At 58.1% G+C, this 26484-nt stretch carries 16 protein-coding genes; 11 read left to right on the top strand and 5 right to left on the bottom strand.

Translation table 11 applies throughout. The features are described 5' to 3' along the window. The first annotated feature begins 100 nt into the window (after window positions 1–100). Both ACZ5K9_RS14520 and ACZ5K9_RS14515 read left to right on the top strand, forming a co-directional pair. Complete coding sequence (locus ACZ5K9_RS14520; protein ID WP_464272044.1) at window positions 101–772, top strand: lysophospholipid acyltransferase family protein; 672 nt, start codon at window positions 101–103, stop codon at window positions 770–772. 28 nt (window positions 773–800) lie between these two features. Then, on the top strand, window positions 801–1796 hold the full coding sequence (locus tag ACZ5K9_RS14515; RefSeq protein WP_464272043.1) for a beta-ketoacyl-ACP synthase III: 996 nt from the start codon (window positions 801–803) through the stop codon (window positions 1794–1796). A gap of 69 nt (window positions 1797–1865) precedes the next feature. On the opposite strand, the gene ACZ5K9_RS14510 is transcribed toward ACZ5K9_RS14515, so the two are convergent. Further along, the gene (locus ACZ5K9_RS14510; protein ID WP_464272042.1) at window positions 1866–3896 is read right to left on the bottom strand and encodes a hypothetical protein; all 2031 of its coding nucleotides are present in this window, start codon (window positions 3894–3896) and stop codon (window positions 1866–1868) included. Next, window positions 3893–4747 (bottom strand): PEP/pyruvate-binding domain-containing protein, encoded by an 855-nt coding sequence (locus tag ACZ5K9_RS14505; protein ID WP_464272041.1) that lies wholly within the window; start codon window positions 4745–4747, stop codon window positions 3893–3895. Before ACZ5K9_RS14505 ends, ACZ5K9_RS14510 begins: the two co-directional genes overlap by 4 nt. 109 nt (window positions 4748–4856) lie before the next feature. Between ACZ5K9_RS14505 and ACZ5K9_RS14500 the strand changes: the two genes are divergently transcribed. The 9 genes from ACZ5K9_RS14500 (at window position 4857) to glpX (ending at window position 17899) form a co-directional block, all read left to right on the top strand. Beyond that, the gene (locus ACZ5K9_RS14500; RefSeq protein WP_464272040.1) at window positions 4857–5804 is read left to right on the top strand and encodes a 4Fe-4S binding protein; all 948 of its coding nucleotides are present in this window, start codon (window positions 4857–4859) and stop codon (window positions 5802–5804) included. Further along, window positions 5801–7903 (top strand): hydrogenase iron-sulfur subunit, encoded by a 2103-nt coding sequence (locus ACZ5K9_RS14495; protein ID WP_464272039.1) that lies wholly within the window; start codon window positions 5801–5803, stop codon window positions 7901–7903. The genes ACZ5K9_RS14500 and ACZ5K9_RS14495 overlap by 4 nt, the downstream gene beginning before the upstream one ends. After that, the gene (locus ACZ5K9_RS14490) at window positions 7900–9648 is read left to right on the top strand and encodes a 4Fe-4S binding protein (RefSeq protein ID WP_464272038.1); all 1749 of its coding nucleotides are present in this window, start codon (window positions 7900–7902) and stop codon (window positions 9646–9648) included. The genes ACZ5K9_RS14495 and ACZ5K9_RS14490 overlap by 4 nt, the downstream gene beginning before the upstream one ends. Beyond that, on the top strand, window positions 9645–10922 hold the full coding sequence (locus ACZ5K9_RS14485) for a hypothetical protein (protein ID WP_464272037.1): 1278 nt from the start codon (window positions 9645–9647) through the stop codon (window positions 10920–10922). Before ACZ5K9_RS14490 ends, ACZ5K9_RS14485 begins: the two co-directional genes overlap by 4 nt. Before the next feature lie 7 nt (window positions 10923–10929). Next, complete coding sequence (locus tag ACZ5K9_RS14480) at window positions 10930–12363, top strand: amidohydrolase family protein (protein ID WP_464272036.1); 1434 nt, start codon at window positions 10930–10932, stop codon at window positions 12361–12363. 307 nt (window positions 12364–12670) lie between these two features. Beyond that, window positions 12671–13120, top strand: a complete 450-nt coding sequence (locus ACZ5K9_RS14475) for an ATP-binding protein (protein WP_464272035.1) — start codon at window positions 12671–12673, stop codon at window positions 13118–13120. A 127-nt stretch (window positions 13121–13247) separates the two neighbouring features. Further along, window positions 13248–13733 (top strand): 4Fe-4S dicluster domain-containing protein, encoded by a 486-nt coding sequence (locus ACZ5K9_RS14470; RefSeq protein ID WP_464272034.1) that lies wholly within the window; start codon window positions 13248–13250, stop codon window positions 13731–13733. Then, window positions 13726–16869, top strand: a complete 3144-nt coding sequence (locus ACZ5K9_RS14465; protein ID WP_464272033.1) for an FAD-dependent oxidoreductase — start codon at window positions 13726–13728, stop codon at window positions 16867–16869. Before ACZ5K9_RS14470 ends, ACZ5K9_RS14465 begins: the two co-directional genes overlap by 8 nt. A 40-nt stretch (window positions 16870–16909) precedes the next feature. Next, window positions 16910–17899, top strand: a complete 990-nt coding sequence (glpX, locus tag ACZ5K9_RS14460) for a class II fructose-bisphosphatase (RefSeq protein WP_464273981.1) — start codon at window positions 16910–16912, stop codon at window positions 17897–17899. Window positions 17900–18007: 108 nt separating this feature from the next. Here the strand turns inward: glpX and ACZ5K9_RS14455 are convergent, their stop codons facing one another. The 3 genes from ACZ5K9_RS14455 to ACZ5K9_RS14445 form a co-directional block, all read right to left on the bottom strand. Continuing rightward, on the bottom strand, window positions 18008–19507 hold the full coding sequence (locus tag ACZ5K9_RS14455) for a two-component system sensor histidine kinase NtrB (protein ID WP_464272032.1): 1500 nt from the start codon (window positions 19505–19507) through the stop codon (window positions 18008–18010). Between the two features lie 319 nt (window positions 19508–19826). Then, entirely contained in the window at window positions 19827–20696 is an 870-nt protein-coding gene (locus ACZ5K9_RS14450) for a DMT family transporter (protein WP_464272031.1), read from the bottom strand. Window positions 20697–22524: 1828 nt separating this feature from the next. Further along, on the bottom strand, window positions 22525–25986 hold the full coding sequence (locus ACZ5K9_RS14445) for an HDOD domain-containing protein (RefSeq protein WP_464272030.1): 3462 nt from the start codon (window positions 25984–25986) through the stop codon (window positions 22525–22527). Window positions 25987–26484: the final 498 nt, after the last annotated feature.

Genomic DNA, 26484 nt, shown 5'->3' with positions numbered 1-26484 from the left:
AGTTCCAGACTCTAAAACATTTGAGGTCTTGCGCGTGCGACGGGACGTCCTCACGCCCGATCATCCTCTGCTCCGGCGTCTCCCTTGCTGGGGGGCCTCCGTGCTTTCGGCTTGGCACCGGACCTGCCGATTCCTCGTCATCGGGGAAGCCCACCTCCGAAGGGCTTTGGACGGTTCACCTCCCGGTCTTTTGACCACGTGGCACTTCGCCTTCCCGACCGTACTCTATTTTTTCCGACAGCTGAACGGTGTGCTTATGGTCAGCCGATCCCGAGACGGGGAGTGGGCGGCACGGCTCGCCCAGTGTCTCGGATTTCAAACCGTCCGCGGCTCTTCACACCACGGAGGTGCCCAAGCCCTGAAGGCGATGCTCCATCTCGCCCGCAAAGGCTATCCTGCGGGACTCATCGCCGACGGATCCCAAGGCCCTCCCCTCGTGGCTCAAAAGGGGATCGTGTGGCTGGCATCGGCCACCGGACTGCCTCTCGTCCCCCTGAGCCTTGCGGCCGATCGTGCGTGGCGGGTACCCAGTTGGGACCGCACACTCGTTCCCTTGCCTTTTGCGCGGATTGTCATCGCTGCCGGAGAACCCATACAGGTCCCTCGCCCAGCCGGACAGGACGACTTGGAAGCGTCTCGACGATACCTGGAAACCGAACTCAATGAGCTTACAGAGCTCGCCCGTCGAAGCCTGCTGAAACGCAACGCTTTCCATGCCAGACCTCGGGGCGGGGGGTGGATTGAGCAGTTCCGGAGACAAGCATCGGTGTGAAGACGCATTGAACAAGAAAGGAAACCCCATGACCCGAAGCGCTATCGCCGGCATCGGCAGCTACGTCCCCCCGAAGGTGGTCACCAATGATGACCTCGCTCAGCTCATGACCACCAGCGATGAGTGGATCCAGACACGGACGGGAATTCGTGAGCGGCGTTTCGCCGAGACAGGGGTGAAGTGTTCAGACTTGGCCGCGGAGGCCTGCCGCAAAGCCTTGGAGGATGCGCGCTTAACCCCAGGAGAGATCGACTTTCTCATCTTTGCCACCCTCAGCCCGGATCATCATTTTCCAGGCTCCGGCTGTTATCTTCAGCCCAAACTGGGCCTAAGTCCCATCGGGTGCCTTGACGTGCGCAACCAATGCACCGGGTTTCTGTACTCCCTCACGATTGCCGACGCTCTGATTCGTGCCGGGACTTACAAGAACATTTTGATCGTCGGCGCCGAGGTGCATAGCAGCGCTCTTGATTTTTCCGACCGGGGACGCGATGTGGCCGTCTTGTTCGGGGATGGCGCCGCGGCCGTAGTGCTCTGCGCGTCCCCCTCTCCGGACCGTGGCGTCCTTTATACGGAATTGCATGCGGATGGCCGGTTTGCCCGAGCTTTATGCATGGATATCTGGGATATCTCGAGAAAACCTTATCTCTCCCAAGAGACGATAACCACGTCGGAGATCTGGCCCCAGATGGACGGCAAGACGGTCTTCAAGCATGCGGTCACGCGGTTGAGCGAGGTGATTCAGCACACGATGCAGGTCAATGGGCTGAAGGCTGAGGATATCAAGTACGTCATCCCTCACCAAGCCAACATGCGTATCAATCAGATGGTGGCTCAAAAATTGGGGTTTCCCGAGGAAAAGTTTCTCCACAACATGCAACGCTATGGAAACACCACGGCGGCGAGTATCCCGTTACTGCTGGATGAAACGGCCCGCAATGGGATGATCCAAAGTGGCGACCTGCTTCTGCTGGCGGCGTTCGGGTCTGGGTTCACGTGGGGCACGGCGCTCATCCGATGGTGAGGATCCAGAGGTCCGCGCCCTGATTTGTGATGACGAGAGGATTTTCACGGGAGACGCCGGCCAGGGGGATCAGGCCGAAATGTCCACGGGGCATTCGCCGACTTGGCCCTCGATGCCGAGGAAATCCTTGAGCTGGGCGATCACATCCTTCAGCGCATGGGGCTCGATGCGAACTCCTACAGCGGCGATCACCGAATGGCGCCGATATGGATCCACTTCAAATTGCCAGGGCCGCACGGCTTCGTCAATGCCCCGACGCCGCAGGAATGCTTGAAACTTCTGAACCTGCCGACATAATCTTTCATATTCGTCGCGGCCGTACACCACACCGTCGAATTCCCCGTAGGAACATCGGCCGAAGGCGAGAATATAGCCTGCCTCGGCCACGGTGTCCCCACCGGCCTTTTCCTTCATGATCCGAAACTCAGGGTAAGGGGCAAAAACCGGGTCGAGATAGTAAAGATCGATGAAGTCCCCCTCGGGCACGGCGCTTTGGAAGGTCATCGGACAACCATGTTTCGTTTGATCCAGAAATGTCCGAAGATACCGACACACGACGTCGAAATCTTCATCCGGTACAGCCAAACCGATGCTCACGATGCGGGCATGTCCTTGGCCCAAGGGAGGCTCCCCCTGGATCACCCGGAGCTTTTCCCGAAGTCGAGGGTTGATCTGCTGCAAATAGGAGAGAAAATTTCTCGCAAGAACTTCCTTTTCCGCATACTTCATGAGCCCAGGATTGATCTGGACACTGTCCAGATCCTGATCATATTCAAAGTTGCTCGCAAAAATGAGATAGTAGTAATGAGGGACGCGCATGAGGTGAAACCCTTCGGATTCAAACTCCTTGACGACGCTCATGGTGCGGTTCTTGATAAAAATATCCCGGATGACATCCCCTTCGTTTTCTCCACGCGCCCTGGCCTTTTCGACCATAATCTCGTGGATCCAATGGGTACGCCACGTGGTGCATAACATGAGTGCTCTCAAGATCTTGAGGACCTCCTGTCCCAGTCTATGGCCGCGATACACCAATGGAGGCCCAAGGTCGAACTGCTCCACGGCAACGTCTTTCAAAGCCAGCGTCCGTTCGCGGTCTCTTTCGGGAATGTAGAGGAGGTATGTGGCGAAGGCGTGCATCAATTCTTTTTCGGACACCGTCCGGTCGCCTTCCTTGAGGCGGATTTCCAGCCGCTGGTAATGGGCAAGTTCCAACTCCATTTGGTAATGGATATCCAGCAAGGTCTCATAGTCCAGCTCATGATAACCCGCTTTGTCAAACTGCTCCCGCAGGTATTCCCAATCGACGTAGAGCTTTTTTCTGATTTTTCGATCGACCAGATAGTCTTGCGCTTGGGTGAACCCCACAATACCCCGCTCTCCGTCCACGAAAACCTCTCGGCCCATATAAGCAGCCAAAGTGGCTTCTGGATTGAGTTCAATGCGCTCTTCGTCCACGATCAACAGGGGCCGCCCATGAATATCCGTGACGTTGATGAGATAGGGTTTGCTGTACGCCACCGCCGAGACGGCCTCATGGCCCGTGACGTTTCCATCGCACCGGATAATCCCTCGCACGTTGGGATGATTCACCGCCAGATCTGTTTCGCCATAGGGTCTTTTGCGCAGCATGATCACGGCCCGGCCCTGTCGCGCCAGTTCCAAGGCCGCCTCCGTACCAAATACAAGTGTGCCGTAGTCCGCCGTGTCCGTGATGGGCTCGCCTACGGCCAAAACTTCAAAGTCTCGAAACCCCTCACGGAGCATCTTTTCAGGCTGCTCCAATGCGGTATTGATGATGAGGGAAGCCATTTGAATGGTCGTTTTTCCTTCATCCACCAAATCCCACATGGCTCGGGCGGTGGCGGAAAACGTCATGCGCAAAGGACGGCGCTGGAGGATGTAGAGTTTTCGATCTTCCACGGTAAATTCCACATCAAGGGGCCTCTTGGCCCGTGCCTCCAAACGATCCCGAACGGTCATGAGCAATTCGAAAATGTCGGGAAATCGTTCTTCCAGGTCTTTGGTGTGGAGGAGTTCTTTGCGCAGTTTCCCTGAAACGATCTTGTCACACTGGACCTTCGGCGCCCATTCAATCACCGGCGCAGCGGCTCCGGTTCTGGGGTTCCTCGTGAAGAGGACCCCCCCAAACACCCGTACTCGTCCCGGTTGCCGAAGACCATGCTCTGAACGATGACCGCCGTGCCCATGTCATCCGGAACCTTGGGACTCCGACTGAGGCGCGCTTCAATTGCCGTTTCCCCCATCCAGGAATGAAACACGCTTTCGATGGCGGCTTTGAGTTGGCGCAGAGGGTCCGATTCCATTCGATACGCAGAGCCTTCCGGGGCGGCACGCAAAAGGACCTTCTTGTAGGCGTCAATCAGCGGAAAGAGCTCGTCCACAGGGACGGACCCCTCGTCGCCCACGTGAAACTTCTCCAACACTTCGTAGAAACGCTCGTATGGGATCCCCAACACGACTTCGCCGTACATGCGGATGGCTTCGAGATAAGTGCTCAGCAGAAAACCTTCGTCTTCTCCGGCTTCGATCAACGCCGTGACGATTTCATCGTTTAAGCCCACATTCAAAATGGTGCTGATGGCCCCGGGCAAAGACACCGGAGCCCCCCCGCGCACGGCCACGATGAGGGGCATCAGACCACTTGTGTCGCCGTAACGACGGCCCACCCGCTGTTCCAAATCGGCAAGAGCCAATGTCACGGCGGCAAACAACCCCTCCGGGAGCGACCCATCGTTGTCGCGAAAAGCTTTCCAGGCATCGGTCGTCAAAATAAATCCGTCCGGAACCGATATCCGATGTTCCATTCCCGGAAAGTCGGACCGCAGATTCTGGAAATCCTCCACCAATTTGGCCCCTTTGGCTCCCAGCTTATCGATCTGGGAAGGGTCGGCCTTCTCAAAAGAAATGACCATGGCATCGTAAGGCATGCGCGGCTCCTCGCCGTTGGGGAGGCGTGGGGTTCATCCAGGTTCACGGCATTTCTGCGTTGGATTGGTCTTCAATTGATGCCATAGCTGTGTTACAAAAAAAAGGTATGTGAATTTTTTCGACTGGCCGGCCGTGAAACCCTATTTGTTCGAGACCATGAAACGCGACGACGCACAGCGCATCCTGTACACCCGCCGGTTCTACCACGTGACGCTCTCACTGGAGATAGACCGAGATCGGTGCATCCGATGCGATCTCTGCTCCCTCGCGTGTCCCCGGGAAGCTCTCAGCCTCTGTGCGGACGAACAGGGCCTCACTCTCCGTCTGGATCACCTCCGGTGTGTCCTCTGTGAAGTCTGCGCCTTTGTGTGCCCTGTTTCGGCCATAACGCTCCGGTTTGACGATCGCCCGAAAGAAATTTTGCGTCAATCGGGAAGGCTGCCCCTTATCCCGGAAAAATTGCATGTCCAGGAACAAAGATGCCCCCACCGGTGTGAGCTGCTGGACGGCGAACATGAACACTGGTGCCGTCAGCTGCGCCGGATTGTGGAAAACCGCGAAACGGAGTGTCCCAAGTATTGTTTTCGGTGCGTCCAGAACTGTCCTCGCGGTGTCTACCGTGAGACCCCCGAAGGCACCTTGCCCAACCCGACACTCTGCCTGCGTTGCGCACAGTGCGTGGAAACCTGCCCCCAGGGCTCCATCCAAGTGATCCCTCTTTTCAAAGGTCGGGTCATCCTCGACGCCGAACGATGTCCGGAAGATTGCAACCTGTGTATTGATGTCTGTCCCGTGCAGGTGCTTCAGCGCCGCGAAGGTCGGGTGGTTTTGAACCGGGAAATCTGTGCCTTGTGCGGGGCGTGCGAGAATATCTGTGATCGGGAGGCCATCCGGGTTGTGCGTGAGGCGGTGCTCGTTGCTGACGAAGACACGTGTCCCTTGTGGAAGCGTATCCGGAGCGCGCTGACGAGCACGATCCACCAAAATTACACGGACTGTGAGCTTTCACCTGAGCTCCGGACGAGTTCCGATATCCGGGCGGGGCACACTCCATGAGTCGCGTCGGTGTTTATATCTGCCATTGCGGTCAAAACATCGCCGGGGTGATCGATGTGGAAGCCCTACGAGATCGCGTCGCGCACTCCTGTGATGTGGCGGTGGTCAAAACCAACGTGTTTTGCTGCTCCGAGCCCGGTCAGAAAGAAATTCAAACCGACATTGAAACCCATGGCCTCGAACGCATCCTGGTGGCCGCGTGCTCCCCACGGCTCCACGAAGTGACCTTCCGGCGGACCATCGCCCAAGCCGGCCTTAACCCGTACCTGCTGGAAATGGCCAACATCCGGGAACAGTGTTCTTGGGTTCACCGCGGGCCCGAGGCTCTAGAAAAGGCGCTGGATCTGATTCACATGGGGTTGGCCCGACTTGCCCGGCTGAAACCCTTGGATGACCGAGTGGTGCCCGTGACGCGGCGGGCCCTGGTCGTGGGCGGCGGGGTGGGTGGATTGAGAGCCGCTTTGGAACTGGCGGACTGCGGCGTGCCGGTGATTCTGGTCGAAAAAAACGGCGCCCTCGGCGGTCAATCCGTGCGGTGGAACATCACACCGCCGGAAACCGAACCCCTATCGTGCTTTCTGCGGCCTCTTATCACCCGAGCGACCCTCCATCCCCACATTCGCGTCTTGGAAGGATGCATGGTCGAGGATGTGGGCGGGTATGTGGGGCAGTTTACTGTATCTTTGCGGGACGCCTCCGGGGAAAGCCGCGGGACCGTCGACGTCGGCGCCTTGATTGTGGCAACGGGTTTCGAACCCTACCAGCCGGAAATCTCCCGTTATCCTTTTGCCGCGCTGCCACAGGTGATGACGTCGGTGGAGTTGGAAGAGCTCTTCAGATGGGACCGTCGCGACCCCAACGGTCGACCTGCGGGCCTGGACGGAGTGCGGTCCGTTGCCTTTGTGCAGTGCGTGGGGTCCCGCCTGGATGAGGCCTATCCGCATTGCTCCCGCATTTGCTGTGCCATAACGCTCAAGCAGGCGTTGGCGCTTCGGGCGTTGGGGATGACCGTGCGCGTTTTTCATCGCGATATTCGGCTCTATGATAAAAGCCAAGAGGAGGAGCTCTACGCACGGGCGCGCCGCCTGGGCGTGCAATTCCACCGCGGTTCGTTGACCAGCGTGGTCCCTGACGCAGCGGGCAAACTCCTCATCGACTGGCATGACGAATTCCTTGACGCGGATTTTCGCGTCCCCGTCGATCGATTGATCTGCGCCGTCGGCCTTCGACCTCGGACGAACGCCGACCACTTGCACCAGACCTTTCGTTTGGCGCGAAGTCAGGATGGATTTCTGCTGGAATCGCACCCTAAGCTTCATCCCTTAGAATCGGCCGTTGAAGGGGTTTTTCTTGCGGGCTCGTGCCAAGGGCCGAAAGATGTCCGAGAAACCGTGGCGGCCTCGGTCGGAGCGGCAGCCAAAGCGTACCAGCTTCTGTCCAAGGATTACCTGAAGCTGGACGGCATGATTGCCGTGATTGACCTGGACCGGTGCGTCGGCTGCGGCCAGTGCGCTGCCGAATGTCCGTATCAGGCCGTCAGGCTTCGCACAGATGCACAGGGCGCCCTCAAGGCTTTTGTGGAAACGGCGGCCTGCAAAGGGTGCGGCGTCTGCGCCGGGGCTTGCCCCACACAGGCGGCCGATCACTTGGGCTACCCGTTGGAGGCGATGATCGCCGCCGTGGACGCAGCCCTCGCCCAGAACCCCGGCGAAAAGATCCTTGCCTTTTGCTGCCACTGGTGTGCCTACGCCGGGGCCGATTCCGCGGGGATCTCGCGGATCCCTTACCCGGCCAACGTGCGCATCGTGCGGGTGCCGTGCTCAGGGCGGGTCAGTGCCCGGTTGATCCTCCACGCGTTCAAAAAAAGGGCCGGCCACGTCCTGGTTGCAGGATGCCACCCGCCAGGGGACTGCCATTACATTTCTGGAAACCTGCGGTTCGAGGGCCGAGTTCCCCGAATCCGCAAGCTGCTCTCCAAAAAAGGATTTGACCCAAATCGGCTGAGCTACCATTGGGTATCGGCAACCGAAGGCCCCAAATTTCAGCAAATCATCCGTCGGCTGGTTGGGGAAATGATGGAACGAACACAATCCTCATGACGACACGCCCAGAAGAAAAACCTCCTCGCCATGGGACCCTCGTCCTCTTGTGCCGGTGTTCCGATCGACATCCACGGCTCGACCTGAACCGCTCGGCCCAAATGCTGGCCGCCATGGGCATCCCCGTCCGCGTCGTGGATTTTTTGTGTGATCGGCACACGTTCCCTAAAGAAATCTCGGAACCGCACCTCCAGTCTGTGGAACAGCTGATCATCGGCGCCTGCTCGCCTTTCCTCCTCGGTGAACTTCTTGAACAAACGCTGGGGGTTCGGTCGGATCTCCGGTGGAATCTCGTGGACCTCCGGGATGCCCAAGATGAAACGGCGCTCTGTGGTCTCCTCAAGGCTCGAATGGACGTCTTTGAACGCTCCTCCGCCAAGGTGTGTGGGGCTCCGTCCACCGGAAGCCCCTGGGGCCAAATGCGCCCGCTGGGTCCTAAAGCCCCGAGACGGGTCTTGGTCGTGGGAGGAGGTGTGGGAGGATGCCAGGCCGCACTGGACCTGGCAGGCATGGACATTCCGGTCACGCTGGTGGAAGCCGAAGATTCTCTGGGCGGCAATATGGCCCGTCTGGATAAAACTTTTCCGACCTTGGATTGCTCCATCTGCATCTTGGGACCTCGTTTGGTGGATGTGGCCTCCCACCCGAACATCACCGTCCTTGCGTCCTGCCGTGTAAAGAGAATCAGCGGACGACCCGGCCACTTTCTCGCGGAAATCGAGCATCGCCCCCGATACGTGGACATGAACGTGTGTTCCGGTTGCGGCGCCTGCAGCGACGTTTGTCCGGTGATCGTTCCCAATGTCTGGAACGCCGGACTGCGGCCGCGCAAAGCCATCGGGATCGTCTTTGAACAAGCGGTACCCTTGCGTGCCGCCGTTCAAAAAGAGTTTTGCATCGAGTGCGGTCTGTGTGAGATGGCGTGTGAAAGGCAAGCCATTCGATTGGATGAAAAGCCCCGGGTCAGCCGCTGGCATGCATCGGCGGTAATCCTCGCGGAGGGAGCCCGGCCTTTTTCGGCGGCGCGGCTCGGTTCTTATGGCTACGGTCGCTTCCCGGAAGTGCTCACCAATGTCGAATTCGAGCGTTTGGTGTGCGCCACGGGACCGACCCAGGGAATCCTGATGACCCCGTCCGGAGCGAGACCCCAGTCCGTCGTATTCATCCAGTGTGCCGGATCCCGCAATCGCCGCTTCCTGCCCTATTGCTCGGTCACCTGCTGCACGGCGAGCATTAAAGAAGCCATGCTTGTCCTGGAACACGAACCGCACGCGTCGGTGACCATTTTTTACAACGACATCCGCACGGCTGGGAAAAGCTTTGAAGGTTTGTTTCTGCGCGCCCGAGAACGTGGCGTCCGGTTCATTAAGGCCCTCCCAGACCGGGTGGAACGGGTCGGGGAACACGGCAAGCTGGCCGTGCATTATCGGGCGGCCTCGCAATCCGGGACGCACAGTGTGGAAGCGGATTTGGTGGTTTTGGCCGTGGGCGTCGAAGCACCCAACGCGGATCATCGGTGGGTCGTGCGCACAGCCCCTGAAAGAGATCGGTATGGTTTCTATAAGGAAGGCTTCTTCTGGGGAGGACAGACGCACACCAGTGTGCCCGGAATCTTTGTCGTCGGTGGATGCCATGGGCCGAGGGATATCACCCAAACGGTGACCGAAGCATCCGCCGCCGCGGTTCACGCAGCCAAATGGTTGCGACGCATTTCGTCTTCTCCACAGGAGAGATTGGAGCCGTGAGCGGAAGAACCCGGGACTCCCTTGTGTGCTGCGGATGCAGCTGCCTGTGCGACGATATCGACGTCGTGGTCGAAGAGCAACGCGTTATGGAAACCACCAATGCCTGTCGATGGGGGGCGGCTCGATTCCTCGGCCTGAAAAAATTCAGCAGCTCACTGCCCCGAGCCCGGTGCGAAACCCACCGTCGACGCCGAGGGGGGCGTCAGTGGCACCCCATCAGTCTTGCCGAAGCCCTGGCGGAGTGTCGAGAACACCTGTTCCATGCCCAACGTGTGGCCATCTACGGCCTGGGTCAATTATCCACAGAATCCCTGTGGCTCCTTATGGAGGGGCTGTGGGATTGGAACACGCTGTGGATCCCCTCCGACGGCCCGCTTCTGAAAGCCTATGTGGAGACCTACCGGCGTCGCACACCGCCCCTCACAACGCTCGAATGCGTCCGAAATCATGCGGATTTCGTTCTCTTCTGGGGGGCAAACCCACTCAGGAGCAGTCCCCGGCTCTTGGCCCGCTATGCCCTGTTCCCACGAGGAAAGTTCACCGAGCGGGGCGCCGAAGATCGTGCGGCGTGGACGGTGGATGTCCACGTGACGGAGATGAGCCGTGCGACCCATCTGCTCACCATCTCCACGGAAGTTGAAAAGGAATGCATCCGGGCGCTGCACAGGGCAACCACTACGGGAACACTGGAAAGCCCACCGGAACTGAACGCCAAGAGGCTCGCACCGCTTCTCAAAGACTTGGAAAAAAGCCGCTACCGCGTTTTTTTCTTCGGCCGGGGTCCACTGTATCATGAGAGCGGCCCGGAGATAATGGACGCCTTGGCTGCGTGGGTGGAAGATCTGGGTTCCTCAGCTCCCACGTTTCTCATGCCTCTTCCCTGCGATTTCAACAGTATGGGGTTTCTCGAGGCTTTTACGGCGGCCGGCGGACTAGGCAACTCCAGATGGCACCTCCATGGCGACCTCCATGACTGGTCGCCACGCCAGGGAGACCTGCTCTTGGCCGTGTCGGGGGACTGTTTTTGGTTCTTGACGGACGAGCAAAAGCACGCCGTGCGAAAAAACCACGTCCCCGTTGTGGCGCTTTCCGCCTACGAGACCATGACGACCGCCGAAGCGGATCTCGTGATCAGCGTGGGACTCCAAGGCCTGGACGCGTCGGGGGCGGCCGTCAGACTCGACGGCGTGTCACTCCATGTGAAAAAGCTCTGGGACCGGAACGTCGTCTGTGATGCAGCCGTGATCCGAGACCTGTTCGAACCTCGCCCATAGGGACATTATGCGTCCGAAAACGCTTCTGATCCGATCCGGCAGGGTGTACGATCCTTTGAGTGACTGCGACGGTGAAGTCCGGGACATCGCCGTGTGCGGCGAAAGGATTGTGGCGCCGGATGCCGTCGCCGATCCCGATGAAATCGTGGACGCTTCCGGCATGGTCGTTACGGCGGCGGCCGTGGATTGCGCCGCCCACGTGGCTTTTCCGGGGGCCTGGGCGTTGCAGGCCGCCGGGCTTTTTCCCGACATTCGGACCTATGCCCGTCGTTACGCCGAAAGAGGTTTCGCCCATGTCCACGAAAGCTGGGCACCCCTGACGCATCTCGGCACAGTGCGCGGCGCGTTGGAGCGGATGGGCGGCCTGGACTTTTCCATCGGCCTGTGCGTGCCGCTTGACGATCTGATCTCCTGGATCGAAGCGCACGACCCGGGCACGGCTCAAAGGGTACTCGATCATCTCTCCCGAATCGTGGCGACACGAGGGTTTTATCTTCCCGAACCACGATTGCGGTTCCGCAATGAAGTCTACAAGCACCGGGAAAAATCGGCGCAGGACATTCTGCCTTTTCTGTGCGACGCCTGCGCAGGATTGGAAGGGCGGCTCGCGGTCCCGTTCCGTTCGTTCCTTCCCGGGGAGGTGTCGGCATTGTGCGCCGGTGTGCATCTGCATCGGGCCACAGACTATGAGAGAACGAACGGGACAAAGGATTCTTTTGTCCTTTCCCATCTGCTCCGTCCGGAGCTCACCGGTGACCTCGGCGTGGCATGGCCGGAAAAAAACATCCAGCTCACATGGGTGCCACCGGAACACCTCACAAAAGGGCCCTTCTGGGATGTAGGGACATACCTGCTTCTCAAAGCCTCCCCGCTTCCAGAAGAAGATTTTCGGGACAATGCTGAAATCCTCCGCTTTATGGCGCAGGCGGTCCGTGAAGGTTGGGCGTTTTCCTGCCGCCATGCCAGCCTTGCCCTCGTTGAGGGCTGGACCGGTTTGGTGCGCGCCGTTTTGGAAGTGTTGTCCGTGCGGGATTGGCTCCTGGCCACACGAGGGAACGCGGCCAAGGCTTTAGGGCTGGGGGATCGAGGACATCTGCGAGCCGGGGCCCGGGCGAATGTGGCGCTTTTCAGGGAACCTGCAGAGGATACCCCCGCGAGCTGGGCCGAGGCCTTCAGCCGATGCGAGCAGCTTTACGTCGGAGGGACCCTGATCTATCAGGCTCAGCGCGGTTTGTGTCCGTCATCACCCATCCCGGGCCGAAAAGAGGAAAGGGCCGAAACGGCCGTGAGTATGGATCTTATGGCGCCGTTTTTGGTGGGGACGAGCCTGCGCCTGGAAAGTTTCGAACGTTTGGGGCCTGGCCCTGATCCTGAAATCTCCTGCCAGCCCGGAATGCTGGGAGAAGACGGGCCGAGGACAAGATTTTCTCACTGCCAATGATCCAGAGCAACGGCAGGTTTGAAGAATGGGCGTGCCCCGGATCGGGGGATCCAAAAAGCTGAGCTTCCGGGGATGATTCGGCGCACGTTGGGGATGGACGCGGCCAGGTGCGGCGGGACAACGTCAGGGCGCCCTCTGGAATGGCCGACACTGCAGATGAGTGAGGGGTGATCTTTATGGCCGACGTGAATGAAGCGTCTAACGAAACCCATCAAAGGCCGTGCCTGGGAAGGGGTCCACATCTTGGACGTCGTGCCGCGAGACATCTCCGGAGCCCGTCAGGAAAGGGCAACATTGTGAAAGAGATATGAGGCAGAAAATTCTCGAGCACCTGCCTAAGACAGACTGTCAGATGTGCGGGATGACCTGCGCCGATTTCGCCGCTTTCCTTCTGTCGGGAGAATTGACTCCGCAAGAATGCCCGCTGCTTCAAGAAGAGGCATACGCGGCCCAGAAGGAAGCTCTTGCCGAGCTCTTGCACAGCCTAGAGGCGCGGGCAAAAACGGGACACCTCATCGACCCGGACAAATGCTCTGGATGCGGCATCTGCCTCATCGTCTGCGAATACAATGCGGCCAATGATCCCGAGAGCCGCCACGGGAAAGGTCCGTCACGGGAAGCCAAGGTGGTGCTGCGTATTGTCAACGGCCGGGTGGTTCTCGCCGACGAGAGCTTGTGCACGAGACTGTTGCAGGCCGCGGATAAATGCAGCAAATGCCAAGACCATTGCCCGACTCAGGCCATCGTGTTGATTTAGGGACAGTTGCCCACAGGCATTGGGACAAAGCGGATGCTTTAGCGCCGAGGCGTTGCGCGTTGTGGGGCGGGTGAGCGTTCGGGGAGCGACTCCAGAGCACGGAGATATAGGGTCCATGGATGCCAACATGCAGAAGGCGAGTGCAGAAATCCCCATCTTGAAAAGCGATCCCTATTTCGCGGAAGAGGTCATGGCGGGCCCGGGTGGCGACACACTCTCCCTGTGTTACCAATGTGGCCTATGTACGGGCTGTTGCCCTGTGAGCGCCATCGATGATGCGTTCAGTCCCGCTCTGATCATCCAGTGGATCCGATTGGGGCTGCGTGAGGCTGTCCTCAGCTCGCCGAAAATATGGCTTTGTCTGCGTTGTCACCGTTGTTCTTTTCTCTGCCCCCAAGGTGTGCGTTTTGCGGATATTAACGCCACTGTGGCCAATCTGGCGATCCGGGATGGATACATGAGTCGTGTGAAGGCGGATCGCCTCGCGGCCCTAGAATCGCGTCTGGGAGCATTGCGCCGGCTGGTCATCGAGAAGGCCTTGGACTTGCCAGAAACCGACCCTGTGAATGTGGACGCGTTCATCCAGGACGCCATGAGGGATCTCCATGGCTGAAGCGCTCGGCCGATTCGATGTCCCATGCAGGGACCCGCATCAGACCATTGTGGTCGTGGGCGGCGGCGTCGCCGGGATCCACGCAGCGCTCCAGGCTGCTGACTTGGGGCATTCGGTGGTCCTGCTGGAAAGGGATGTGGCCTTGGGAGGCCACATGGCCCAGCTGGACAAGACCTATCCCACCTTGGATTGCTCATTGTGCATCCTCTCACCCCGCCTTCTCGCCCTCGGTCGAAACCCGAGGATCCGCATCCTAGTGCGATGCCGGTTGGATCATGTGGAAGGCTGTGCCGGCGCTTTTCTCTGCTCCGTCACCCAAGAGCCGACCTACGTGGATGCAGAGAAATGTATCGGCTGCGGCTCCTGCCAGCGGGCTTGCCCGGTGGAAGCCCCTGACCCTTTCAATCTCGACCTTGGGCGGACCAAGGCCATCCGGAGTCTTTATCCCCAGGCTTTCCCTGCCGTTCCCGCCATTGATCCTGAGGCATGCCCGCAATTTCAAGGAAAAACGTGCCGGCGGTGTGCGGACGTCTGTCCTGCGGGAGCCATCCGTTTTGAAGACGAGCCCCGAGCGCTGCAGATCGAAGCAGGCGCTTTGATCCTCGCCGGGGGATTCGACCTGTTGGACCGACACGACATCCATGATCCCCATTGGTTGGACTCACCGCATGTTCTCACCAACCTGGCTTTGGAACGATATCTCAGTGCGACGGGACCCACGCGAGGCATGTTGCATCCAGCGGGTTTGACGAGGCCTCCCCGGCGTATTGTTTTTGCCCAGTGCGTGGGATCCCGGGATCCACTCCACGGCGTCCCCTACTGTTCCGAATACTGCTGCGCGGCTGCGCTGAAACAGATTCAGCTGGTGGCAGGATTACCCCATGTGGAACGCGTCACGATATGCGCCATGGATGTGCGTGCCCACGGTAGGGACTGCGAACCGTTTTTCCGCCGTGTACAGGCGTTGGAGAAAGTCCAGGTCGTCCACGGCAGGGTGGCGCACATTGTCCCCGTAGGTCGCGATCGAGGCGTTCAGGTCTGGGCGTCTCACGGCGGGCTCTCCTGGCACTCGGAAGCAGACTTGGTGGTCCTTGCCATGGGCATGCGTCCGTCCCGGGAAACCCTCCGCATCGCCCGCGATTTGAAGCTTCAGATGGACCCTTACGGTTTCGTCCGGATTAAGGAGCATCATACGGTCCACACCTCGGTGGATGGGATTTACGCCTGCGGCACCTTTATGGGGCCGAGAAGCATCCCCGCCACGGTTCAGGAAGCGGGCGCGGCGGCTGTCGCCGCCAGTGCCCGCTTGACCGGACGAGCCGAATCCCCAAAGCCCGTGACGGGATCCGCCCAGCCTGTGAGACCGTCTTTGCCGGCGACCGTCAAAGATGCCCGTCTTTTCGAGGAAAATCCGCAAAGCCCTTCCTCGGCTCCATGCCTTCGCATTGGTGTCTTTGTTTGTCGGTGCGGCTCAAATATCGCCGGGGTCATCGACACCGCGGAAGTGGTGCGGTGGGTGAAGGAAATGCCCGGTGTGGCGTATGCGGCCGAAAATCTCTTTTCCTGCTCCACGGATGCCACGACGCGGATGGCCCGCGTCATTGAAGAAAAGAGACTGGACCGTGTCGTCGTTGCGGCGTGTTCCCCGCGAAGTCATCTTCCGGTGTTTCAGGAGGTTTTGAGCAAAGCGGGACTGGCTCCTGGACACGTTCGAATGGTCAACATCCGGGAGCAGTGTTCTTGGGTGCACAAGGACACTCCTCAACAAGCGGTGCTCAAGGCCAAGGCTCTCGTCGCCGGAGCCCTCGCCCAGGTGCGTGCGGCCCGGCCGGCCCCGGCCATGGAAATCCCCATCACGCCGTCGGCCCTCGTGCTGGGTAGCAGCGTCGCCGCGCTGACGGCGGCCTTGCGCTTGGCAGACAACGGCATTCACGTCCTTGTGGTGGAATCCGGGCATGTTTTCGGCGGTCGACTGAGGCAAGCTTACTTTGGAAAGCCTGACGTGAACTTGGATCGCCTTTACCGCCACTTCCTCAGCCGCATCCGAACACAACCCCGGATCCGAGTCCTGATGCACACCCAGCTCGTGGATTGCCGAGGCAGCTTGGGCAATTTCCGAGTGGAACTGCGGTGTCGTGAGCCGGATCGATCCGGCCCGGAGCGTATGGAAGAGACCGTAGGCGCCATACTCATCGCCATGGGAGCGGAAACCTGGCAGCCGGACAATCTCTACGAATACGGACGCAGTTCCCTGGTGATGACCCAAGCCGAACTGGGGGAGCTGTTGGGCCAAGGACGATTGGATCTCCACAAGGCCCGGCGCGTAGTGATGATCCAATGCGTGGGGTCCAGAAACGAGCAGCGGCCGTACTGCAGCCGCTCGTGCTGCCAACAGGCGGTTTCCCACGCTCTCGAATTGAAAAAGCGTTTCCCGCAGCTCCAAATTACAGTCCTGCATCGCGATATGCGGACCTACGGCCTTGCGGAACTCATGTACCAACAGGCCCGCCAGGAGGGTATCCAGTTTTTGCGCTACGATGAGAAACACCCCCCCCGGGTGACGCCAACCCGTTTCGGTGGACGCTCCACCGTGGACATCCACTGGCGAGACCCCGATCTGGGGTGCTCCTTTCATGATAGAGCCGACCTCCTTGTCCTGAGCACACCGACCATCCCAAGCTCGGAAAACCACCACATCGCTTCCATCCTCAGGGTGCCGCTCACTACGGACGGCTTCTTCATGGAAAGGCACGTGAAGCTCGCCCCAGTGGAAACCGCTGTGGAAGGCATTTTCATTGCCGGACAGTGCCATTCCCCCAAAACCATTCCGGAAGCCCTCGTCCAAGGTGATGCGGCCGCGGCGAAAATGCTGGCCATATTCCGCCAAGGCACCCTGCGGCGCACGGCGTTCGTAGCCGCCATCAATCCCGGTCGCTGCTCGCGATGCTTGAGCTGTGCCGCGGTCTGCCCTGCACAAGCCATCCACGTGCCGCCCGTCGGCCCCCTGGAGGTCGACCCTGCCGCATGCCGGGGATGCGGCCTGTGCGTCGCGGAATGTCCGGCTCGAGCCATCGACGTTGCGGGAGCTGAAGATGAGGGTCTGCTGCAGAGTATGCCGTTCGTCTTCTGCGCCTGAAGTGGACCATTTGCCTAAAAAAGCTTGCGAGGAGCTGATGATGCAGACGGAAGCCCCCGAACGGAATTTGGGACTGGACCTGGTACGCGTGACGGAAGCTGCAGCTTTGGCCGCGGCACGATGGCTCGGCCGCGGTGACGGTAAAGCTGGAGACAAAGCGGCTGTGGATGCCATGCGCTTGAGCTTCAACGCCGTGGATATCGACGGCATTGTGGTCATCGGGGAAGGGGAAAAAGACAAAGCCCCGATGCTCTACAATGGGGAAAAACTAGGCACGGGACGGGGCCCCAAAATGGACGTCGCCGTGGACCCCGTTGAAGGCACCCGTCTTCTCGCCCACGGTCGCCCGAACGCGATCTCCGTTGTGGCCATGGCACCCCGCGGATCCATGTACAATCCAGGTCCCGCTTTTTACATGAACAAGCTGGCCGTTCCTGCCCCGGCGCGTGACGTCATCGATCTGGACGCTTCCCCGGAAGATAACTTGAGAAGGATCGCCAAAGCCCTCGGAAAAGATGTGGATGATCTCACGGTGTTCGTCCTGGACAAGCCGCGTCACAAGGACCTCATCGCCCACATCCGAAAAGCCGGTGCACGCATCCAGCTGCATACCGACGGCGATGTGGCGGGAGCCCTTATGGCCGTGCTGCCGGACACCTCGGTGGACGTCATGATGGGAACCGGGGGAACCCCCGAAGGCGTGCTGGCGGCCGCAGCCATCAAAGTGGTGGGGGGAGAGATGCTGGGACGCCTCGATCCGCAGTCCCCTTCCGAAAAGGAAGCACTCCTGAAAGCCGGATACGACCTCACAGGAGTGCTCTCCACAAGAGACTTGGTCCGGAGTGACGATGTCTTCTTTGCCGCCACCGGCATCAGCGGGGGGGATTTTCTTCCCGGAGTGCGCTTCACCGGACGTGGTGCTGTGACTTATTCACTGGTCATGCGAGGGAAGACCGGCACCGTCCGCCGCATCGAAGCTTTTCACTCCTTCGAGCAGCTCATGCAGATCAGCGCCATCAGCTACGATTGAAGAGCTCAGCGGGAAGGATCCTTTTCATCCGCAACGGCTGACTCGGCGTTCGGCTCTCGACGCGACCGGGGAACTTCGGCACGGCGGAAAGCGAGATTCGGGATGGGACTACCGATGCGGCGCGGCGTGAACCAAGGATGGCTCCGTCGCTCCCTGGAGGCTCGAGTTGTCCTGGATTTTGGGCAGGGAAATGGTGAAAACGGCGAAGGGCTCTTCCCACGAAAAACTGAGCACCCCTCCCATGGTGCGAATCAGACGGTAACTCAGCGGAAGCCCGATGCTTTGGCCTCCTTCGTCGAAGGGTAAGAACAAGGCCTCCGAGTGGGTCGGCATGGGCTTGCGGCACGGGTTCTGAAACCGAATGAGAACATGCTGGGCGCTGCCGTAAGCTCGAACCACCAGCTCGTCGCCCCTTTGCATCGCCTGAATGGCGTTACGCACCAAATTGATGAACACCTGAAGGAGCGCATTGGCATCCACGGTCAAAAATCCGATGCCGGGTTCGACTTCCAAGCGGCATCGCATGCCGCGGTTTTCCAATTCCAAGCTCATGAGTTCCTTGCAGCGATGGAGGATGTCCTCCAAGGAATGCGCCCTCAGAGTGACCTCGACCGGGGAAAGATAGTTGCGAATACGGTCCAGGATTCTTTCCAGCCTTCGGCACTCCTCCAAGATGATTTCCGCCTCGGAAGCTTCAGGATACCGGGTGTGGAGCCGCCGGGCAAAACCTCCAATGGCAACCAAAGGGTTCCGAATCTCATGGGCGACTTCGGCAGCCACCGCACCGAGGGTCTTGAGTTTTTCCTTTTGGACCAAAGCCTTTTCCAACAACACCCGATCCGTGATATCCAACGCAATGCCTTCCAACTGCTTCACGCGCCCGATTTTTATCGGCCTTGCGGAAACAAAAGTTTTCATCAGGCAGTGGAGCACATGTCCTTCCCGATGTCTCAGACGGCATTCGAGGTAGCCCGAATCCAACAGCCCTTCGAACACGCGTCGGACATGATCTTCAAGCCGTGCACGATCGTCTTCAACGACCCTTTCGAGCAACCATCCTGAGCGATCCACTGCCTCCGCCGGCTCATAGCCGAGGACGGTCCGACACGCCTGGTTGACAAAGCCAAGCGCAAAGTCTCGTCGCAAGGAAAAAATCATCATGGGGGCATGTTGCACCAGATCTGAATAGCGCTGTTCGGCCCGCCGAATCCTTTCCCGGAAGGCTTGCCTTTCCCGATGTCGGCGGATGCACATGAAGACATCTTCGATGCTGAAAGGTTTGCGGATGAAGTCGACAACCCCGACCTTGATGGCCTGAACAGCGTTGTCGACGGTGCCATATCCGGTCATGATGACCACGTCCCGGTGCGGTTCGCCGGCCTTGATCCGCTCCGTCAATTGCAACCCCGTCATGCCCGGGAGTTCAATGTCAACAAAAGCCAGTGAGAAAGGCTGCGTCTCTGCCAGCGCCATAGCCTCCTGGGGATGAGCAGCCAACAATGGCGTGCACCCTGCTTCCTGAAGGATTTCCTTCATCAAATCCAAAACATTGGGATCGTCATCGACAACGAGTACATGCTCGCTGGAGGGAAAAACCTCGTCGTGCATCGAAGCCTCCTTGTTCCCGGGACAAAGACCTGGTGGTGTGCAAGGAGCGTAGGGGCGGGATTGGCATCCCCGAAGCCTTTTGTGATTTTTGACGAATTGCAAAACAAAAAAAAGGGGGAGGATTCATTTTTTCCAGATCCTGATAAAGGCCCAGACGCAGCGCCCCGTCCTGGAATGATCAGCTCGATGATTTCGGGCTTTCATTCACCGAAGGAATCCCGAATGAAAACCAGCCCCGCCTTTGCGGCACAGCTGAGGACAATCGCGCGGGAAATCAAGGGATGACAAGAGGAAGACAACGACCCGTGAAAATCATGTCTCAATGCCGATTTGTCAGCGTCACCCCGATGCAGATAAAGAGACCACCGGCAAGCAAAGAGAGATCCAGGCGTTCCCCAAGGAACAGCACCGCCATCAGCACAGCACTTAAGGGCACGAGGTTGATAAACACCCCGGCCCTGGAGGGCCCAATGGCCTGAATGCCTTCGTAATACCACCGAAATCCTAGAAAAGAGCCGAAAAATCCCAAATAAAAAAGATTCGCCCATGCCCCGAGACTGTAGGACCACAGGTGCGTCCAGAGGCCTTCTGCAGAAGCCGGAATGGCCAGCAACAGGGTTCCGGTGAAGCACGAGTAGGCGACAGCCATTTCCGGGGATACCGTCTTCAAGATCGTCTTACCCACTAGGGAATAGGTCACCCAGCTCGCCACACACCCCAGGATCAGGACGTCACCCAGACCCATCCCGCCATCCCACATGGCTACGGGATTTCCCCTGGAAATCACGGTCAGGGCGCCGACCACGGAAAGGACGACCCCACCAGCCCGAACCGCTCCCAGCCGCTCTTTGAAAAACACTGACGAAAAAAGAGCAATCATCGCCGGATTGCAGGCGATGATTAAAGACGCTCGGCTTGCGGGAATGCGCTTGAGCCCGGAAAAGAAAAAAGCGTTGTAGGCGAAAATTCCCGTGAGTCCCAAAACCATGAAGGTCAGCAGGTGTTTTCGGTGCTCTGAGACCCGAACCCCACGGATCCAAAGAAAACCAAAAAGAAAGAGACAAGCCCAGACGAAGCGAAGAAAGGCCGCTGAAAACGGCGGCACTTCCTGAGCGATCAATCGGCCGGCAATAAAGGTGCCTCCCCAAAAAACAGCCGTAATGATCAACTTGAGATAGATTTTGCCCATCGAGCCTCGGACTTCCTCAGAACGAAAGCCGGCGCTCACGGACCGCCCCCACCGCCCATGATCCATAGAACGTCTGATTGTGTAAACACGAAATCCCCATGTCCATGGCACCTATCGACACCCGCCATACCTTTTCGCGACGCTTCACAAAAACAAAAAGAAAAACGTGGCCCGAAACAATGTCCGTGGACCAAAGTCACGCACCCAGCCACTGTGCATCCAACTTAACTGAGAGTCAAAAGAAAACGCTCCTTATTCCCCGTAGCCATAGTTAATCTATGTCTAAGCCGATTGTTATCACCCAATTCGTGCGCGCATCGAAGGCTGAATCCGTAATTTGTATTTTCTTTAACTGTAATGCACATGAGCGGATGCGCCGTTATTGAGCGAGTCCTGAACCCGCACGATCCCCTCCATTGGTCCATTGTTTCGTGGTCATCATTTGGAATCCATGCCAGCCTGGACACCATAGGCGCAGGTTTCCGCGCCTGCCCTGAATGATTCCGGTCCAGTGGATCAGGGCGCAGCCCGGTATCGCGGCGACCACGGGGGCGTCCGAGTCGATGCCACCACGGGAACATCGCCGGCGGCAATAATGCCTTCGGCAATTGCGGGGGGAGGTATTAAACTACATCAAGGGCTTGTAGACATAGGCGCAGGGTTCCCACTGGCCGCAGGAACAGTAGTCGGCGCCCGGATAGATGCATCGCTCATTAAACGCTTCAGACTGCCGCCTTGAAACTTATTTTTGGTCTCTATTTTTTTATGTTTCGGTAAATTTTCTCACTGGATATTTTGGTATATTGATCTGGTAAGTTGCGTACACAGTCAAAGGCATAAAGACTCCCCCAATAACCGCATCCACCCGGCCTGGCCATTCCGCTGCATTTCGTCGCCACCCGGCTGATCTGGGCGTCGGGTACAAAAGAACATCCGGCACTGAAAGCGATTATCTGAGATGGGAGCTCGGCAATAAGAACGGCCGCGTTTAATTTCGCTCAGCCTTGGGGCGGGACTGCCGGTGAACCAGGCACAGTAGATCTGCTCTCCTTTCTTCTCGTTGCCGCCGCTTTCTCAATCCAGAAAACCAGCATTTCGACGTGATCGCCATTTGGCTTTCGGAGCGCTCTTTTCGGCACTCTCGTGATGCTTTCCGCCTGTTTGCGCGGGCATCAAGAAACGAAGGGTGTTTTCATCATCGCTCCGCTATCTGCACGAGTGCTAGGACTTTGGAATATAGACGGAATTTCCCGCCAAACGAGAGGGATGGAATCGTGAGACTGCACGCGAGATCCTCCGTCCGTGAGATTGCGTCTATGCATAAGAGTATCTTACCGAAGATACCATTACGAATTTACCTCTCTTTTATGCTATGGGGTCCCCTGTTCATTTTGAGCCGGCAGGGGCATCGATGCGGAGGCCTGAAAGTCAGCCCACGCGGTCTCGTTCCTCGGACTTAGGCTTATCGTCGTGCCAAAACCTATCCACGGGACTGTTGTCCTCGTAAGAGCGGCCCCGCGTGGTCGCCACGATACCCGGCTGCGCCCTGATCCAGCGGACCGCACCGATTCAGGGCACGCACGGGGTCCGCCCCTGGGGTATCAGGCTGGCATCGATTCCAAATCGTGACCACAAAACAATGGACCAATGGCGGAAATCGCACGGATTCAGGAAGATTTCGTAAGACTAAATAAACCGTTGACCACGCTATTGAAGCGACAACAAGTGGTGTTCTTGAAAAGCATGCAATATGTATACATCGGGATCAGGCTCGCAATCGAAAAGAAGATCAGACAGGGAAGCCGCCGGTTTCTCATGGATCTTATGATTACTGTTCTATGAGTCGGCGCACGAATTCTTTGTCCTCCTCAGTCATATTCTCAAAACGCACGCCCACAAAATGCGATCCGCCATGTCCGTTGGTGGCGTTCCTCCGCGACCAGACGACCCGGCCTGTAAGCCGTCTGTCATGCTCATGGCCCTTTTTAAAACTTAGAAAAATCAGATTGTCCGGGTCCATAGAGGTCTCGCAGTCGATAAGCACCCCTTCTTCACTGAGGTTTACGGTCCTGGCCGTAAACGAGCCGTCTGTCATTTCGACGGCCAATTCATGCTGAACTTTCTTCCGTTCACAACGCCGCCGATCCACCCCATGCATGACCCTCTGGAGGGTGGCCGCAAGTTTTCGAATGGTGAAGGGCTTCGTCACCACGGCTAAAAATCCCATCTCTTGGTACCGGTCCGCAATCTCATCCTGTAGAGCTCCGCTGGAGACGATGGCCTTGGCCTCCGGATCCAATGCTCGGATTCTTTCCCACACTTCCTTGGCCCCCATCGCCCCGCGAACGGTGAGATCCAAAATGACCGCCGCGTAAGGCGTGCCCTGATGAAATGCTGTTTTGTATTTATGGAGAGCCTCCTGACCGTCTTTGGCAAGATCGGCATCGTAACCCAAGTGGGTCAACATTTCTTTAACGATGTTCCTCACAGATTCTTCATCATCCATGACCAAGATCCGATCGGAGCCCTTTTCAACCGGCTTATGCTTATGCGGCACTTCCCGTGGAGGAGAATCGGCTGCGGGTAAATACAAGTGGAATACCGCCCCCTTGCCTTCCTCCGACTCCACAGTCACGCATCCTCCATGACGCTTCATCACCGAATAGACGATGGCCAAACCAAGCCCCGTGCCTTTCTCGCTGCCTCGATCCTTGGTTGTGAAATAAGGATCGAAAATGCGGTCCAGATACTCGGCCTTGATCCCCGTCCCCTCATCCCTAAAGGCCACGTGCACATATGACCCTTCGGGCACAGGAAGGCCGGAACCTTCGCCCACTTCACAATTTTCCGCAGAGACCCACAATGCGCCCCCTTCAGGCATGGCATGTTTGGCGTTGATGCACAGATTGCTGATCACTTGATTGATCTGCGCGACGTCCACTTCCACGGGATGAAGGTCCTCAGGGATATCGAAATGCACGTGGACGTTGGACCCGGATAGGACGAAATCGGCGGTTTCCCGAAGAAGTTTGGCGATGGACGTCGCTTTCTTGGCGGGAGCCCCGCCTTTGGCCAGACTCAGCAGTTGCTGTGTCAGGTCCTTGGCGCGATGTACACCTTTTTCTGCTTCCACAAGGCGAGATTCGAGCTTATCCGGATCATTCAGGAACATGCGGGCCATGTTGAGGTTTCCGAGGATTCCCATCATGATGTTGTTGAAGTCATGAGCGATGCCTCCGGCCAAAATTCGGAGGGATTCCAGCTTCCGGGCGCGAAGCACCTCCGCTTCCATTTTCTTCTGGTCAGTGAGGTCGCGCAGGGCAAAAATGACGCCGACATTCCGACCTTCGTGATCCACAATGGGGGCGCCGCACCAAGCCACGGGCTTGAGCGCGCCCGCTGATGTCAAAAGGGCCACTTCGTTGGTGTATTCCACAGGTCCGTTTTTCTCCAGAACAAGGGATACCAGGTCCGGGAGCGGCTCATGAGACGGTTGGCGGATCAGATGCAGGAGTTCTCTCGCCTGTTTTCCCAGCGCATCTTTTTCTTCCACTCCGCACAACACGCAGGCGGCCCCGTTGAGAAGAACCACCTTTCCCGTCATGTCCGTGGCGATCACCGCTTCGGCAATGCTTTTGAGCGTCACGGCAAGACGTTCCTTTTCCTCCCTGTAGAGCGCTTGAGCCTGTCGGAGCTCCTTCATCAAGCGGCCGGCCTGAGCCAGGGCGGCGGAAAGCTTGTCGGTGAGGTCACGCGATTTTTCCACGAGCCGGATTTGGCGCACCGCGGACGACACGACGCGGCCGAGCTTTTCATAGACGGAAACCGGGCGAGCCGCCTGAGGTTCCTCCAAGAGCAGTGTTTCCTCATGGAGGATGATTTCCCCCACCACCCGATCTTCCACAAGGATAGGCACAGCAATGTAGGGCGGATGGTACTGCACACGACGGTCCATCACCGCCCCGCCAGCGGTGAAACTGTAGCGCTTTCGAAAACTGCCCATGATCTGGCGCACTTCCGAAGGCATGCCCGCGAAAACATCTTGGCCTTTTTTTTCTTCTTTTGACAACACGAAAGACCGCCCCGCATCTCCTCCTTTCCACCCACACCCGTAAACTGTGGCTCCAGCATCGTCCCATACGTAAATGACCCCATGGTCCGCGCCGAGAAAATCCGACACGCGCCCGGCCGTCTTCTCCAGCACAGTCGGGAGATCTTGAAGGCCCGGCAACACGGACTCGAGGGCATCCAAAGCCTCGACCTCCCGTTGGCTTTGGTGTGCCTTTTCCATGCGTAAACCGTGCGAAGCCATGCGGGACAGATGCTGATTGGCTCTTTGCAGGGCACTGAAATAAAAAGACAGCTCATCCTGCTCAAAATCCAGCAGGGCGGTGCGGGCACTGTAACGTTTGGCAATCCGGCTCTTGACGTGATCGCAGTCCAATGGGCTCAAACGAAAGTATTCCAAGAGCGCCGGATCTGGACTCCGGTACAGTTCCACGGCCACCGCGTCCGCCATCAATTCATGGGCCACATGATCAGAGAGATTGACCAAGACACTGAGGTCTCGGATCTCCGGGTCTGGAATGTCCATGAGCGAGAGGACATCGGGGCTGTGGTGGTGCCACCATAGCGGAAAAGTGAGAATCGGAGGCAGTTCCCATTTTTCTGCGAGCCATCGCCCAACCGTCGGATGATCGACTCCCATGATCTCCTGTTCCGCCGCCGCCATGGTTAAAGACCGTTCCCGAGCCACCTTTTCTACCGTTGAATATGTGTCGGCCGCGCATTCGAGGAAAAGCAGCTTGCCCACGTCGTGCAACAATCCGAGGACAAAGGCTTCCGACGATCGGTTCGGCATGACCTTTTCGGCGAACAACTCACAACACACCGCGCAGGCAAGAGAATGCTCCCACAAGGCCTGCTGGTCTTTTCGCGCCCGACGCCGCAGTTCCTTGATCAGTGATTCGGAAACGGTCACACTGAGGAAAATGCATCGGAGTTGTTCGGTTCCTAGCAGAGTCACGGCACGTCGCAATGTGGACACTGTTTTGCGAAGCCCGTAGTAACTGGAATTGACGACACGGAGGAGCTTCATGGCCAAACCTTGGTCAGTCTCCAAAAGCTTGACCACCCGCTCCACGTCCGGTCTCGCCTGAGTCAAGGCGTTGAGAATGTTGGTGGCGACGGCAGGGGCCGACGGCAGACATTCCAGCGTCCGCACGACTTGACGGACCTCGTCCTTGAGCGACCCGTTGGCATGCGCCATGGTGATGTCTTTATCGGTCATCGCAAAGCCTGTCTTGTCTAGGAATGATTTGCTATCGTAGCCATTATTGTGTCTCTTGTCCTTATTCGGCACTTGAGGCTTTTAAGACAAGAAAAAAATCACCCCACTAGGGTGACATTCTGATGATACGTGGATAAAGAAAATCCACAACGCTTTCTCCTGGATCAAACGGACTCAGGGGAAGTGTGGGGCAGAAATTGCCAGATGCGGAACGCCTTTGTGGAGCAATGGCACCGGATGCTGTGCTCCAATAATTCTTAAGCTGTGGGAAAATTACCCCCTAAGGCATCGGCGGGGCTTTCATGCTATCGAGAAGGCAATGCCGCCGATCCGGCAAAGCTTGGGATTTTTTGACGCTCCGGGCCGGCCTTGGCGCCGTCTCAACTTTGGCATGGGAAGGGAAGTGGGTACTGGCCTGTTTTTTGACAGTATTCGGTCGGACACATAAAGCCCAAAAAAGTCTTGGTGTTGGTGTTCGCCGCTTTGGCATCTCCTTGA

Source organism: Desulfosoma profundi, assembly GCF_055387865.1.
This window is presented reverse-complemented; position numbering and strand designations above follow the sequence as displayed.

Coding starts and splice junctions, on each gene's coding strand:
- glpX (WP_464273981.1), top strand. CDS start 16,910: ATGCAGACGGAAGCCCCCGAACGGAATTTGGGACTGGACCTGGTACGC.
- ACZ5K9_RS14505 (WP_464272041.1), bottom strand. CDS start 4,747: ATGCCTTACGATGCCATGGTCATTTCTTTTGAGAAGGCCGACCCTTCC.
- ACZ5K9_RS14465 (WP_464272033.1), top strand. CDS start 13,726: ATGGCTGAAGCGCTCGGCCGATTCGATGTCCCATGCAGGGACCCGCAT.
- ACZ5K9_RS14450 (WP_464272031.1), bottom strand. CDS start 20,696: ATGGGCAAAATCTATCTCAAGTTGATCATTACGGCTGTTTTTTGGGGA.
- ACZ5K9_RS14445 (WP_464272030.1), bottom strand. CDS start 25,986: ATGACCGATAAAGACATCACCATGGCGCATGCCAACGGGTCGCTCAAG.
- ACZ5K9_RS14495 (WP_464272039.1), top strand. CDS start 5,801: ATGAGTCGCGTCGGTGTTTATATCTGCCATTGCGGTCAAAACATCGCC.
- ACZ5K9_RS14515 (WP_464272043.1), top strand. CDS start 801: ATGACCCGAAGCGCTATCGCCGGCATCGGCAGCTACGTCCCCCCGAAG.
- ACZ5K9_RS14490 (WP_464272038.1), top strand. CDS start 7,900: ATGACGACACGCCCAGAAGAAAAACCTCCTCGCCATGGGACCCTCGTC.
- ACZ5K9_RS14470 (WP_464272034.1), top strand. CDS start 13,248: ATGCAGAAGGCGAGTGCAGAAATCCCCATCTTGAAAAGCGATCCCTAT.
- ACZ5K9_RS14455 (WP_464272032.1), bottom strand. CDS start 19,507: ATGCACGACGAGGTTTTTCCCTCCAGCGAGCATGTACTCGTTGTCGAT.
- ACZ5K9_RS14480 (WP_464272036.1), top strand. CDS start 10,930: ATGCGTCCGAAAACGCTTCTGATCCGATCCGGCAGGGTGTACGATCCT.
- ACZ5K9_RS14475 (WP_464272035.1), top strand. CDS start 12,671: ATGAGGCAGAAAATTCTCGAGCACCTGCCTAAGACAGACTGTCAGATG.